At 58.8% G+C, this 14893-nt stretch carries 9 protein-coding genes; 7 read left to right on the forward strand and 2 right to left on the reverse strand.

Annotation, left to right across the window (positions count from 1 at the left end; translation table 11 throughout):
- Window positions 1–37: 37 nt before the first annotated feature.
- Together DRET_RS03415 and thrB are read right to left on the reverse strand one after the other, a co-directional pair.
- Window positions 38–646 (reverse strand): hypothetical protein, encoded by a 609-nt coding sequence (locus DRET_RS03415; protein ID WP_015751132.1) that lies wholly within the window; start codon window positions 644–646, stop codon window positions 38–40.
- Window positions 612–1202 carry a homoserine kinase gene (thrB, locus tag DRET_RS03420; RefSeq protein ID WP_015751133.1) on the reverse strand — a complete coding sequence of 197 codons (591 nt, stop codon included), beginning with the start codon at window positions 1200–1202 and terminating at the stop codon, window positions 612–614. Before thrB ends, DRET_RS03415 begins: the two co-directional genes overlap by 35 nt.
- 1156 nt (window positions 1203–2358) lie before the next feature.
- Here thrB and DRET_RS03425 point away from each other — a divergent pair.
- The 7 genes from DRET_RS03425 to DRET_RS03455 all read left to right on the forward strand — a co-directional run bounded on the left by DRET_RS03425 (window position 2359) and on the right by DRET_RS03455 (window position 14857).
- The gene (locus DRET_RS03425) at window positions 2359–3708 is read left to right on the forward strand and encodes an alanine/glycine:cation symporter family protein (RefSeq protein ID WP_015751135.1); all 1350 of its coding nucleotides are present in this window, start codon (window positions 2359–2361) and stop codon (window positions 3706–3708) included.
- A 357-nt stretch (window positions 3709–4065) separates the two neighbouring features.
- Window positions 4066–4677, forward strand: coding sequence for a D-sedoheptulose 7-phosphate isomerase (locus tag DRET_RS03430; protein WP_015751136.1), 612 nt, complete (start codon window positions 4066–4068; stop codon window positions 4675–4677).
- A gap of 221 nt (window positions 4678–4898) precedes the next feature.
- Window positions 4899–5141, forward strand: a complete 243-nt coding sequence (locus DRET_RS03435; RefSeq protein ID WP_015751137.1) for an FmdB family zinc ribbon protein — start codon at window positions 4899–4901, stop codon at window positions 5139–5141.
- Between the two features lie 144 nt (window positions 5142–5285).
- Window positions 5286–6221, forward strand: a complete 936-nt coding sequence (gene hemC, locus DRET_RS03440) for a hydroxymethylbilane synthase (protein ID WP_015751138.1) — start codon at window positions 5286–5288, stop codon at window positions 6219–6221.
- A gap of 326 nt (window positions 6222–6547) precedes the next feature.
- A complete protein-coding gene (locus DRET_RS03445) occupies window positions 6548–7459 on the forward strand; it encodes a biotin--[acetyl-CoA-carboxylase] ligase (RefSeq protein WP_052293266.1) in 912 nt (303 codons plus the stop codon).
- 68 nt (window positions 7460–7527) lie between these two features.
- A complete protein-coding gene (locus DRET_RS03450) occupies window positions 7528–11220 on the forward strand; it encodes a pyruvate carboxylase (RefSeq protein WP_015751140.1) in 3693 nt (1230 codons plus the stop codon).
- A gap of 55 nt (window positions 11221–11275) precedes the next feature.
- A complete protein-coding gene (locus tag DRET_RS03455) occupies window positions 11276–14857 on the forward strand; it encodes a PEP/pyruvate-binding domain-containing protein (RefSeq protein WP_015751141.1) in 3582 nt (1193 codons plus the stop codon).
- Window positions 14858–14893 lie beyond the last annotated feature (36 nt).

A 14893-nucleotide genomic window follows, 5' to 3' on the forward strand; every position in this document is an offset into this window, starting at 1 on the left:
ACCCGGCTTGCAAACCGGCGCAGGATCTCGACCCCTGTTACACCTGCGGCGGGCCGTGGACAAGCATTTCGGCCAGCGTCATATCCACCCGCGGCAAGGTGGCGATCTTCCCGCCCAGAAGGCCTTTTTCTATGGCCACCAATTCCTGATACAGCGGAGTCCGGTCCAACACAGGGGTGAGGGGGGCCTCGGCCGTCAACTCCTGGCAACGCCAGCAGCCGGGGAAATGCTGGACCCGGCCGTTGGGGTATCGGAGGCGATTGGGGACGCCGTGGAGGCGGCAGATCATGAGCCGGTGGCGATACACGGCGCACCAGCCGTCCTCGTTCAGCGGGCACATGAGCCGGGGGCGTTCGTTGCGCGCCAAGGCCTCGCGGCTCTGTTCGACATATTCCCTGGCGCGTTCCAAAAATCTCGCCTGTTGTTCATCCGGGCAGGACCGGATGCCTTCCCAAAGATAGAGCCATTCCACATAGGTGTGGTGCTGGAAATAACTGGTGCAGCAATTGTCGGTGCATCCGGCGCAACGCAATCCAATCTGGCGCGCCTGGGCATCGTAGTGCTCTTCCATTTTTTGATACAGCGCGGCAAGTTTCTTGAATTGGCGCTGTTTAAATCCGCTCTGCGGGGCCTTCTTTTTGCCCATGCAGCCATTCCTCTATGGTTTGTACGCACGCGGCAATGGGGTGCGTATCTGTTGCGATGCAAAGGTCGCTCCAGGACTGGTACAGGTCTTGGCGCTCGCGGTAGAGGTCCTCCAGCGTCTGGCCCTCGGCAATAGCCAGCCCACGATGGGGATTTCTGGCTATGCGCTCGGCAATGGCTGGGAAACCGGCCGTCAAACCGATGATCGGGCCCAGGGCCTGGAGGGCGCGCATGGCCTCGGCTCGGTAGACGACACTTCCTCCCGTTGAAATGACGCAGTCTTCCAGGATAAGCCCCTGAACGCACTTCTTTTCCGCTTCGAGAAATCCCTCCAGCCCAAGAAGGTCTCGCAATTGTTGCAATTGGATACCCCACCAGGCCTCCAGAAGGTGATCGGTATCGACATGGGCCAAGCCCAATCGATGGGCCAGGGCCTTGCCGATCGTTGTCTTTCCCGAACCGGCCATGCCAATGAGAATGATGTTGGAGCCAGGCCTGCTGTCTGTCGCAGGCTGGGGGCGACTGGTGATATTTGAGGGCGTTTCAGTAGTGGTCATAGGGGTTGGGTATCCATGATTTTCTTCGCAGCCCGTTGAAAATTTCCCAATGGCTGCGTTGCGGCACAACGTTCAACCTCTTCCGTATGCCGAATACGCTACGACCTTGAACGTTTTTTGCGCCTTGCCCTTGAGATTTTTGAACGGGCTGCGAAATAGGAAGTTTTTTACCAGCTCATTGGCAGCCCGTTGAAAATCTCCCAATGGCAGCAAAGCGGCACAACGTTCAACCTCTTCCGTATGCCAACGGACCTGCCCATCAACTCTTTCTGCGCGCCGTCCTTCCGGCTTGCGGTTTTCTAAGGCCCGCCGCAGGGGGATGCTTGCCCCCTCCGGACTCGTGGTTCCGGGGGAAACAGAGTTTGCTCGTACCGCAAAACCTTGCGTCTCTACACGGTGCGATTGTCCCGCGGTCCGGTTTCCCCCTTCCGGCGGGCCAAAGAAAACCGGTCAGCTTCTCAGTAAACGCGCGCGAAAAGGGTTGCTGAGCAGTTCCTCTGAGTACGTTGTGCCGCATTGTATGCCAATCCACCTGCGGCCTTGAACGTTGTGTCGCCTTGCCCTTGAGATTTTTGAACGGGCTGCTGGGTACGGTGTCGCTCGCCATTGAAAAATGGAGAGAGGGCTGTTTTGTCCTGTTTTGCAAAACGCATCGACAAATTTGAGGAAGGCGTCGTTTCTTTTTGACAAAAAAGGAATATCTGTACAAAAGACTCGCGCGGCCGGTATGGTGTCGATGCGGTTTGGATCACCGTCTGTGGCGGAGATGAGCGGTTTCGCCTCCAAAGGATACTGGTTGGCATCTCCCTTGCTTTGTCTGGCGACGTCCCGTGCTTCAGCGGCCACGAAGGACGCCAATCGATCCCTCATCCCGGATCGCTTGGTATGTAGCTCAGACAGCTTTGCTGAGCAAGGGAACTCCCTGAAAGCGAAAGTGGCTTGCATGACAGGTGTATTTTTGTATACACCAACGGCAAAGACTGTTTGTGCTGGCCCAGTTTGATACAAGCCGGGACGGCTCTTCGGTCTGCGATGCATGTGCGGGGCGTTGGTGTGCGATTCGTCGCACGAGCCGGGGAACGCGACGCTTTTGGGGTTGTGGCAGGCGCTTTATGCGCCCTGTGTTTTATTCCTTATATATTCAGAGGAGGGGTTTATGGAGGCTATTCAGTCGTTTCTCGGGGCCATCAGCGGTTTTGTCTGGGGGCCGTACATGCTTATTCTTTTGGTCGGGACTGGGATTTATCTCACCTTTGGATCCCGGTTACAGACCATTCGAAAGGTCGGATACGGTTTTAAACTGCTGATGCAGGGGAAAGACAAGGCCAAGCAGCGTGGGGAAGGGGAGATCACGCCGTTTCAGGCCTTGATGACTTCGCTGTCGGCTACGATCGGAACCGGAAATATTGCCGGTGTGGCCACGGCGATTTTTCTTGGGGGGCCCGGCGCTGTTTTCTGGATGTGGATTACGGCCATTTTCGGCACCGCCACCAAATTCGGAGAGGCTGTTTTGGCGGTCAAATACCGCGAAACCATGCCTAACGGATCCTACGTCGGTGGTCCCATGTATTACATCAAAAATGGCATGGGGCCCAAGTGGCAATGGTTAGGCTTTTTGTTCGCCCTGTTTGCCGGCATCGCCGCTTTCGGCATCGGCAATACGGTCCAGTCCAACTCTGTGGCCCTGGCCGTGAACCAGTCTTTGTCCATCCCGACCTGGCTGACAGGTGTGGTTCTGGCCGGTCTTACCTTTGCGGTGGTTATCGGCGGGATTAAACGGATCGCGAATGTGGCTGAGCGGATCGTGCCGTTGATGGGCATTATTTATGTTCTCGGTGCCCTGGGTGTGGTCTTTGCCAATTTTACCGAGTTGCCGTCGGCCCTGGGCATGATCTTTTCGGATGCCTTTTCCGGTACTGCCGCGGCCGGTGGCTTTGCCGGCGCCGCAGTGGCCCAGGCCATGCGCTTTGGTGTCGCCCGCGGGGTGTTTTCCAATGAAGCAGGCCTCGGGAGCGCGCCCATGGCCCACGCCGCCGCCAGGACCACAGATCCTGTGCGCCAGGGCATTGTGGCCATGCTCAGTCCGTTTATCGACACCATCGTTGTGTGTACGCTGACAGCTCTGGTGATTATCATGACCGGGGCTTGGCAAAGCGGCGAGACCGGAGCCGAGCTTTCGGCGCTGGCCTTCAACCGTGGTCTGCCGGGGCCGGGCGACTTTGTGGTCACCTTTGGTCTGATCTTTTTCGCGTTTTCCACAATATTGTCCTGGTGTTATTATGGCGAGGTCTGTGTCGAGTACATTTTTGGCCTCAAAGGGGTCCAGCCCTACCGTTATTTGTATGTCCTGCTGGTGTTTATCGGGGCCGTGGCCAATCTGGATCTGGTCTGGACCTTCTCCGATGTGATGAACGGGCTTATGATTGTGCCCAACCTGATCGCCTTGTTGGTCCTCAGTCCGGTCATCTTCAAATTGTGTCAGCAGTATTTTGCCAACAATAAATAAGCGCACCGCCTTATAAAGGGCGATTGCCCGAGACGATGGTCCCAGCCGCCCTGGCGTTGCTTGCAACGCCAGGGCGGCTTTTTGTGGATGGCGTGTCGAGTTGGTCTGCGACGGGAGGTGGGCTGTTATTTACCGGGTTCTGAGATTGTGTCCTCTGCCTGCAAAAACTCGCTTGAAGGCATCGTAAGGCTCCTGCCTGCCGCGAATGGGGGTGCCGATAGAGCAGAGGGACGCTGCGCCGTTTACGAATTCGACCGTCTGGGCCTTTCAGTTCGAGCCCCCGGGGTATGCCTTGCCAGCAGGCAAAGCAACAGCTATATTTTTTGTTTGAGCAGACGCTAACCTCGAGGAGAGCGCATGACCCAAAGCGCCCATGACATAGTAGCTGATTACGCCCGCGAGGGGCTGGCGCTCAGGGAGCGTTTTTTTACCAGCAACGCGGAAGCGATCGCAGCGCTTGGATTGAATATAGCCGTTTGTCTGGCCAAAGGCGGCAAAATTTTGTTGTGCGGCAATGGCGGAAGTGCGGCGGACGCGCAGCATCTGGCAGCAGAATTCGTCAACCGGTTCCAGATCGAGCGACCGCCGCTGCCCGCTATTGCTTTGACCACGGACAGTTCCATTCTCACGGCCATCGGGAACGACAGCAGTTTTGACGAGGTCTTTGTTAAGCAAGTCAAGGCCCTGGGTCGTCCTGGAGATGTCCTGCTCGGGATTTCCACGTCGGGCAAGAGTGCCAATGTCAATGCGGCATTGGCCGCGGCCCGGGAAGGCCAATTGGGCACGGTGGGCTTAGCGGGCAAGGACGGCGGGGCGATGGCCGATCTCTGCGACACCTTGTTGGTCGTGGATCACGACAGCACGCCGCTGATTCAAGAAGTCCAGATCGCCGTGGGCCATATGGTCTGCCGACTGGTGGACTACTACCTGTTTGAGGCCGTGGTGGAATTGCAGCCGTATCTCGAATAATTTGTTTCGCATGGGGAGGGTCGCAGACACTCCTCAGGTGCGAGCAAGGCGGCAAGCCGTTGCCCGCGACCAAGGCGGCAGCGGCGTTTGATTTTTTGCCGTCGCTGCCCGGGATTGAGCGAAAACTGTGAGCCAGGACGTTTCACAGCACTCAGCCGCGACCGGGAAAGACCGGTCCCGGTTTTTCCTGCCAAGTGCGGGAGCCAGAAAGGAGAATATGTATGCCTATTTATGAATATTGTTGTCGCAAATGCGGAGCGCAATTTGAAGAACTGGTTTTCGGGGCCAATGCGGTGATCAACTGCCCGCAATGCGGCACCGACCAGACCGAAAAACTGATGTCCAGTTGCCGGGCCAAGTTCGGAGGCGGTGGGAGTGATGACGGTCCGGGGCAGGCCTCGCTCCCATCCTCTGGCGGCGGCTGTGCCGGGTGTTCCGGCGGCAGCTGCTCGACGTGCGGCTAATTTGGTCACCACGTTTGGGTGACACTGGGCCTCTTGATTTGAGGCGCTTTGGAGTCTGGAAAGGGGGGCAGCCCCGCAACGACTCGTACCCAGCGTTTTTGTCCGCAGTGCGGCAGACGCGAATCGATTTGCAAAGGAGGGAGAGTGCGAAGCCTGACAATCGCCACACGGGGCAGTAAATTGGCGCTCTGGCAAGCCAATCACATCAAGGGCCGCCTGGAAGAAAGATACCCCGGTATTGAAGTTCACCTCGAGGTTATCAAGACCCAGGGCGACAAGATCCTGGACGTGCCGTTGGCCAAAATCGGCGGCAAGGCCTTGTTCGTCAAAGAGATTGAAGAGGCCATGCTCGATGGGCGGGCTGATCTTGCCGTGCATTCCATGAAGGATGTCCCAGCTGAATTGCCCGAGGGATTGACCCTGGGAGTCATTCCCCAACGCGAGGACTACACCGACTGCCTTTTGAGCCAGCACTACACGACTCTGGAAGAGATACCTGAGGGCGCGACCATCGGGACCAGCAGTCTACGCCGCAAGACCCAATTGCTGCGTCTGCGTCCGGACCTGGTGATCCAGGACCTGCGTGGCAATCTCGATACCCGCATCCGTAAGCTGGAAGAGGGGATGTTTGACGCCATTGTCGTGGCCTCGGCCGGTTTGCGCCGGTTGCAGACAGGGGCCAGGTACATGACCGAACTGGCGCCGCCGCAATTCCTTCCCGCCGTGGGACAGGGGGCGCTGGGCATCGAATATCCTGAAGACCGCAAGGATCTCGAGGAAATGCTCGGGTTTCTGGACCACCCCCCGACCCGTTTTTGCGTCTTGACCGAACGCGCCTTTCTCCACCGCCTTGAAGGCGGTTGCCAGGTACCCATCGGGGGGCACGCCGTCATGAGTGAATCGAACAAGCTCCACCTCGATTGTTTTGTGGCCGACCTGCACGGTCAGCAATGCCTGCGCCGGGAGGGCGAGGCCAAACCCAAAGACGGCGTAGCCTTGGGGCAGCGATTGGCGGACGACATCCTGGCCTCCGGCGGAGCTGAGATTCTGCGGGAAATTTACGCCTGCGATGACGAGTAGCGTTCGGCAGCTGCTCGGTCCTGCCGCACCCGCGTCCGTGGACGTCGGGGGAGGCTAGATTACCTTGGCCAGGGTCCAGCCGGCTTGCGTGGAGACCGTTTCCTCAGCTGGAGGTTGCCAATCCCCCAATGAGCAGACAGCTGCAATACGTTCAAACTCGGACGCAGGAATACATGCGTTGCGACCGTGAACTTGTTGCGCCGTCCCTTGGGGTTTTTTGAACGACCTGCGGTGTACGGAATGTTTCAACAGTCAGTTCGCCCATCCCGGAACGCACTCTGCGGCCAACTTATCGTGACAAGTGACATCCTGTTTGCATGAAGCGTATGCCCCAAGATCTTCTTCCCCCACGGGTTTTTCTGGCCGGTGTTGATGCGCATCAGCGCATTGAGGATGTTCTGCGCGAGGTGGGTCCACAGTGGCGGGAGGACCTCACGCATTGGGGACCGTGGCAGGAAGCAGACCCGATCTCCGGTATTCCCGGCCTGTGTTTTGCCGCGGCCAAGCCGGTTGCCAGCCCGGTGGTCGTGGTGCCGCGGTGTGCTTCAAGTCTCGATCTTCTCTCCCGTGCAACTGCCGTGTTGCCCCCCTGGGGAAGTGTCCTGGCTGTGCACCAGTCAGCCGGTCGCGGCCAACTCCGGCGGCGATGGTGGTCCCAGGCCGGCAATATCCTGGCCGCTGTGCGCTGGCCGCAGCCGCCTGCTGCTGTAGAACCGCTTCTGCCTTTGATGATCGGCCTGAGTCTGGCGGGCGCCTTTCGAGAACTCGGTGTCGCGCTTGCAATCAAATGGCCCAATGATCTGGTCTGGCAAGGTCGCAAGGTGGGGGGGGTGCTTGTCGAGGAGCGCTCGGACTGCCTTGCAGCGGGTATCGGGATCAATCTGGTCCAGGCCCCTGATGCTTCCATGCTGCGCGATCCGTGGGCGTATCCAGCGACGAGTCTGGCGGCTCTCGGCCGGTATTTCAGGCCGCTGACGCTCTGGCAGGACCTTGTGAATCGGGCACAGAATTGGTACATGAAGGATTTATGCGAGCAGACGTCTTCGGATCTGGTGGCGCTGCTGCACACCTTTTTGGCCGGGTGGCGTGAGCAGGTGCGCGTTCTTCCCACAGGTCAATCTCCGTTTACCGGCGTACTGAGCGGTATCGCTCCCGACGGTGCGCTGCGCATCACCACCGCCTCAGGTGTAGCGACCCTCTCCAGCGGGAGCTATACATTGTTTCCCACCACTGATTGACGAGCGTGGCCCGAGAGATTGCGGTCCATCAGGCGAACCGTCACGTTCGGAGCGCAAACGAGGTATGAATGCAGGAAAAATCTTTTGAGCAGGTATTAGAAGAATTGCGCGGCCAGCCGATTCTGGTGGCCAACCGCGGCATTCCGGCACGCCGGATCGCCCGCTCGATCCGGGAAGTCTTCAAGGGCGTTCCGATCATGACGGCCACAGAGGTCGACAAAACCGCCCCATTTACCACCGGCGCCCAGGAATTGCTCTTGCTGGGGTCAAGCCCGCAGGCCTATCTGGATGTGGATTTGATTATCCGCCGGGCCAAGGCGCGCGGGGTCAAAGCGATCCACCCCGGCTGGGGGTTCGCCTCTGAAGATGAGGCCTTCCCGGAAAAATGCCGAGCCGCTGGCCTGGTGTTTATCGGTCCGCCTTCCAGACCGATGCATATCCTGGGCAACAAGGTCCAGGTCCGCAATCTGGCCAAAGAGCACGGGGTCCCTGTCGTTCCGGGGTCTGACGGTGCGGTGAGCATTGACGAGGCCCGCCGGATTGCCGAGGACATCGATTTTCCGATCATGCTCAAGGCTGAAGGGGGCGGCGGAGGGCGCGGCATTTACGAAGTCTACCAGCAAAGCGAACTCGAACGCGCCTTTGCCAAAGCCTCCTCCCTGGCCCAAGCCTCCTTTGGCAACCCCCGCCTGTATGTCGAAAAGCTCCTGACCTCGATCCGGCACATCGAAATCCAGGTCATCGCCGACCAGCACGGGAATGTCTTCGCCTTTGACGAACGCGACTGCACCGTTCAGCGCAATCACCAGAAGCTCGTCGAGATCACGCCCTCGCCCTGGCCGGTGATGACTGAGGAGTTGCGCGAACGGCTCAAGGAGTACTCCCGTCGCCTGGTCAGCGCTGTGGGCTACCATTCCCTGGCCACCGTCGAATTCCTGGTGGACATGGAGGGCAATCCCTACCTGATCGAGGTCAATACCCGGCTTCAGGTGGAGCACGGCATCACCGAGTGCCGCTATGGCATCGACTTGGTCGAGGAACAGATAGCGGTGGCTTTTGGCGCCAAACTCCGTCTGGACGATGCCAAGCCTTGTCCCGGGAACCACGCCTTGCAGGTGCGCATCAACTGCGAAGACCCGCAGGACGGTTTCGCGCCCAATGCCGGGCGCATCACCCGCTACCTCTCTCCAGGCGGACAGGGGGTCCGTGTGGATTCCTGTCTTGCCGCCGGGTATGAATTCCCTTCCCAGTACGATTCGGCAGCCTCCCTGCTCATCGCCTACGGCCGGGACTGGAGCAAGGTCCTCGGGGTCATGGAGCGGGCTCTGAGCGAATATGTTATTTCCGGGGTCAAAACGACCATTTCCTTTCACCAGCGGATTATTGCCAATCCGCAATTCCGGTCCGGCGATTACGATACGACCTTTGTGGGCAAGACGCCGCAATTGCTCGAATACGTCAGCAAGGAGGCGGAAGCGCAGCGTCTGGGCCGACTGGTTTGCGAAATTTCGGCCTACGGCCACAATCCCTTTGTCCAACTCGGGGAATACCGGGGCCGTTCGGACAAGCGCCTCGGTGCCCTTGACGTGGTCCAGCCGGAGGTCGATTTCGACGCCATCGAATCGCCGTATCCCCGGGGAGACCGTCAGGCCTTGCTCGATTATGTCCGGGATACTGAGCATGTCCATTTCACGGACACCACGACCAGGGACATCACCCAGTCCAACAGTGGCAACCGGTTCCGCCTGGCCGAGGACCGGCTCATCGGCCCCTATCTGGACAATTGCGGATTCTTCTCCTTGGAAAACGGTGGCGGGGCCCACTTCCACGTGGCCATGCTGGCGAACATGACCTATCCCTTCACCGAAGCCAGGGAATGGAACGAGTTCGCTCCCAAGACCCCGAAGCAGATCCTGATCCGGTCGACCAACGTTCTGGGCTACAAGCCCCAGCCCAAAAATCTGATGCAGCGCACCGGGGAGATGATCTGCGAGCATTACGATATCATCCGCTGTTTTGATTTTCTGAACCATATCGAGAATATGCGGCCCTTTGCCGAAGTGGCGGCCAATACCCGGGGCAATGTTTTTGAACCAGCCTTGTCGTTGTCCTGGACCAAGGGGTTTGATGTCGACCATTACATGCAGGCCACCGAGGCCGTGGTCCGGCTCATGGCCGATGTGACTGGCAAGGATCCCAGGCAGGCCACGCGGGTCTTCTCCCTCGGACTCAAGGATATGGCCGGGGTCTGCCCGCCGCGCTTTATCCGCGAACTGGTGCGGCGCATCCGAAGCACCTATCCCGAACTCGTGGTCCACTACCACCGGCACTACACCGATGGATTGTTTGTGCCGGCAGTCGGCGCTGCTGCCGAAGCCGGAGCCCATATCGTGGATACGGCCATTGGCGCCACCGTGCGCTGGTACGGCCAGGGCGAGGTGCTTTCCACGGCGGCTTATATTGAGGACGAGATCGGTCGTGCGACCAATCTGAACAAGGACATGATCCGCGATTGCAATTTCGTCGCCAAGCAGATCATGCCCTATTACGACCGGTATACCGCCCCCTACTTCCAGGGGATCGACTACGATGTCGTGGAGCACGGTATGCCCGGGGGCGCGACCTCCTCTTCCCAGGAAGGGGCCATGAAGCAGGGGTATATCCATCTTTTGCCCTATATGCTCCGCTTTTTGGCCGGGACCCGGAAGATTGTGCGTTACCACGATGTGACCCCCGGCTCCCAGATTACCTGGAACACGGCGTTTCTGGCCGTGACCGGGGCCTTTAAGCGCGACGGGGAAAAGGGGGTGCAGCGGCTGCTGCGCATCCTGGAATCGGTGGTGACCACCCCTGAGGATTCCTTGTCTGAAGCCCTGCGCAAAGCGCGCCTCGAACTCTATCAGGACAGCAACGACGCCTTTCGGCAATTGTTGCTGGGCCGTTACGGCAAATTGCCACTGGGGTTTCCCCCCGACTGGGTCTACGAATCCGCCTTTGGCAAGGAATACACCACAGCCCTGGAGAAGCGCACCGAGGAGTCGCCCTTGACCTATTTGCAGGACATGGACCTCGACAAGGAGCGCGAGGCCCTGCACAAGGCCATCGGCCGCGAGCCAAGCCAGGAAGAGGTGGTCATGTATTGCAATCACCCGGGCGATGCCTTGAAAACCATTGATTTCCGTCACCAATACGGCGACCCGAATCAATTGCCCCTGCATGCCTGGTTTGAAGGGCTCCAGGACGGTGAGGAGATCTATTTCAACGACCGCCACGGCAAACCCCACCATCTGCTTGTCCGGGACGTTACCGACCCCGATGAAAGCGGCGTGAGTGTTGTCCGCTATGCCCTGGATTCAGAATCCTTCACCCTTCCGGTGCAGGTTGCTGAACCCTCCGGCAAAAGCAACACTGATGTGGAGCGGGCTGATCCCAACGACCCCTATCAGGTCGCTGCCCCGAGCAACGGCGATCTTTGGGTCATGCACGTCCAACCTGGCGAACAGGTGCGCAAGGGTGAAGAGCTCTTCAACATCTCGATTATGAAGCAGGAAAAGGCTGTTGTGGCACCCATTGACGGTATCGTGGAGCGGGTGGTCAAGACAGCGGACTACATGGACGACAAAAAGATGGTACCGGTCAAGGAAGGGGAACTCCTGGTGGTTCTGGCTCCGCCTAAGCGGACCTGCCTGGAATGCGGCGAGCCTTTCCCCAAAGAAAACTGCACCTTCTGCCCTTCGTGCGGAACGCGGTGCGCCAGCTAACCCAAGACACAGCACGGCAGCCAGGCTGCAGCAGGACTCGAGGAAGGAGACGAGCATGGCCGAAAAAGACGAGAAGCAAGCACAACCGAAGAAAAAACAGGGCGGGAGCGGGAAGGATCCTGTGAAGGAAAAGCTCATCCTGACCGGAGCCGATATCGTGCATATCGGTGAAGAGGCCGAACTCCTCGTTGGAGGCAAGAATTATAACACTGCGATTATCAGTGAGCTGGAAGATGTCCGGGCCCCGCAATTTCGGGCCATTTCAGCCAAAGCATTCCACAAGCATCTAGACGAAAGCAAAGTCAACGCCACGCTCGTGCGCTCCATCGTCAATCAGGAATACGATCAGACCGATTGGAGCGACCATGAAATCAATAAAGATCCTGATTTTTTGAAGAAATTCGTTCGCAACGTTGCCGAGAAGGTCCGGGAGGCCCAATCGAAGCCCGCGGGCAGCAGCCTGATCCAGTTGCGCAAGTTCATCAATAATGTCGTTGAAGGGTTCGCGACCTCCCCGGAAGGTATCGACCAACTCCGTAAACGTTCCATCCTGGTCCAGGTCGCCATTTTGTCCGTGAAACTGCCCGACGAGGTGCACGCGGCCGTGGCCCAGGCTTACCGGGACATCTGCAAGGAAGCCGGATTGGAAAACGTGCCTGTGGCAGTGCGTTCCTCTGCGGCCGGAGAGGACAGCCGGAAAAAAGCCTTTGCCGGACTCCAGGACACCTATCTGAATATTGTCGACGCCGAGCATTGTGTCGAAGCCTACCATTGGGACTGCGCTTCAGCCTATAACCTGCGCAGCATGACCTACCGCCGTGAGGCCATCCTCGACGCCGTGAACCAGGCGGAGCGCACCGGAGACGACTCCATCGCTACCCAGGCCAAGGAGGAGTGGGCCATTGAAAACACCTCCTTGTCCGTGTGCATCATGCGCATGATCAACCCGGTCATCTCCGGGACCGCCTTCAGCGCAGACACCGCCACGGGATGCCGGGGGACCGACCGCAACGATCTCGTTTCCATGGATGCCAGTTATGGCCTTGGCGAGGCCGTGGTCGGGGGGATGGTCACCCCGGATAAATTCTATGTCTTTCAGCGCGACGGCGCCTCGGAAGTCGTGGTCCGCTATATGGGCTGTAAGGACAAAAAGATTATCTATGATGAAGACAAGGGCGGCACCAAACTCGTTGAGGTCGCCGAGGACGAGGTCTACCGCTGGTCGTTGTCCCTGGCCCAGGCCGAGGAGGTCGCCCACGGGGTCCGGGCCATCAGCCGAGCCTACGACGACATGATCATGGATACGGAATTTTGTATCGATAAGTGGGACCGGCTGTGGTTCGTCCAGGCCCGACCTGAGACACGCTGGAACGAAGAATTTGAAAAGCATCCCCACACCATCTATATGCGCCGCCTTGAGGTCGATCCCCAGGCGCTGAACAATGCCGAAGTCGTGATTACCGGCAATGGGGCTTCCCGCGGCGCCGGACAGGGCACGGTCCGCTTCCTGCGTTCTGCCCTGGAACTGAACAAGATCCAGCCCGGCGATATCCTGGCCGCGGAACGCACCGATCCGGATATGGTGCCGGGAATGCGCATCGCCTCGGCCATTTTGGCCGATGCAGGAGGCGATACCAGCCACGCGGCCATCACTTCCCGTGAACTGGGCATCCCTGCCGTGATCGGCATCAAACGTCTGGAGATCCTGCGCGCCCTGGACGGGCGGGAAGTCACTGTCGACGGCTCCCGCGGACAAGCCTACCGCGGCAAGATGCCCCTGATCGAAGTTGGCGGCGAAATCGACGTCAGCCAGTTGCCGCAGACCAAGACCAAGGTCGGGCTGATCCTTGCCGATGTGGGACAGGCCCTCTTTCTGTCCCGGCTGCGTGAATCCAAGGATTTCGAAGTCGGCCTGCTGCGGGCCGAATTCATGCTCGGCAATATTGGTGTCCACCCTCTGGCCCTGGAAGCCTACGATAACGGCACCCTGGGCAATGTCGTCGATACCCGGCTTGAAGAACTCGAGGGACAGCTGACCAAGATCCTCAAGGACCAATTGGCCAGCGGCGTTTTGAGTTTCGAGCTCAAGCTGCGCAATTATGTGGGGATCATCACCGGCCTGGCCGAACAGATGGACCGCCTCAGTGAAAACGACGGCGCTCGCGGCACGGAAGAGGTCCTGGCCGTGCACCGGCAGATGCGCGAGTTGGACAAGCAACTCGATCAGCACCTGGAATGGGCCACCCAGCGCATGGACACCCTGAAGACCTCCACGGATCTGCGAGAGCATGTGGCGGTGATCATGGGCTATACGGATCAGCTGCTCCATCTGGCGGGCAATGATCCGGAAACCAAGCGCAAGCGCGAAGAGATCAACGAACGGATCGAATCCCAGGTCCGCAGGGTCCAGGATAATCCGCACGTCCAGCAGACCTTGGAGCGTATCGGCAATATGCGGAGGGACATGGCCCAGAAGGTTGGCCTTTTGCAACAGATGGAGGATGTGCGGCATCTCCAGGAAAACATCCGGGAGATCCTGCGTTCTCGTGGCTACCGCACCGGCAAAGAACTCTACGTCCAGACCCTGTCCCAGGGGCTGGCCCTGTTCGCCATGGCCTTTTACGGCCGGGAGATTATCTACCGGACCACGGACTATAAGACCAACGAATACCGCAACCTTCTCGGCGGGACGCTGTTCGAGGGACATGAGGACAACCCCATGATCGGCTACCGCGGTGTGTCCCGCAACCTCCACGATTGGGAACTGGAGGCCTTCAAGCTGGCCCGCGGCGTGTTCGGCGGCCGGAATCTGAATCTGATGCTGCCCTTTGTGCGGACCCTGGAAGAGGCCCGGTCCATGCGCCGCTACATGAGCGACGTGCACAACCTGCGTTCCGGACAGGACGACCTGAAGGTCATTCTCATGTCCGAGATCCCGAGTAATGCGGTCCTGGCCAAGCAGTTCATCGAGGAATTCGACGGATTCTCCATCGGATCCAATGACATGACGCAGCTGACCCTGGGCACGGACCGGGACAACGCCATGCTGCGCAATGTCTATGACGAGGAGGACCCGGCCGTTGTCTGGGCTATCCTGGTCACGGTCTTCACCGGGCAGAAATACGGCAAGAAGGTCGGCTTTTGCGGCCAGGGCGTCTCCAATTCCACCATTCTGCGCGGCTTGGTGTGTATCGCCGGTATCGTCTCCGCTTCAGTCGTGCCCGACACCTACCCGCAGACCAAGTACGATATTGCGGCTATTGAGAAGGAGGAACTCCGGGTACGTGATCTCGGCAGTTGGCTCAAAAAACAGCATCTCAATGAGCTCAAGCAAATGCTCCAGGACCACCACTATGGGCATATTCTGAAGAAAAACAGTACGGCAGAAGATCTGATGGAGTGGTACGAGGGCGAACTCGCCCGCTTGCACGAGCAGTTGCAGTCCGCCCTGGGGCAGAGCAAGGAAGGTTTTTACCGTCAGGAACTCGAACGGTTCCGGAGCACGTTCCACAAGCCGGTCATCTATGCCAATTGGGATTGGGACACTACGGTCAGCGATGCCCTGCATCAGGCCGGATTCGCCAATTTTGAAGAGCAGGAGGCCGCCCTGGACGAGCAGCGCAAGAAAACCTGGTAATACAGGTACCGATTCGAGCAACGCAAAAAGCCCGGA

The organism is Desulfohalobium retbaense DSM 5692, from assembly GCF_000024325.1.
GTDB lineage: Bacteria > Desulfobacterota > Desulfovibrionia > Desulfovibrionales > Desulfohalobiaceae > Desulfohalobium > Desulfohalobium retbaense.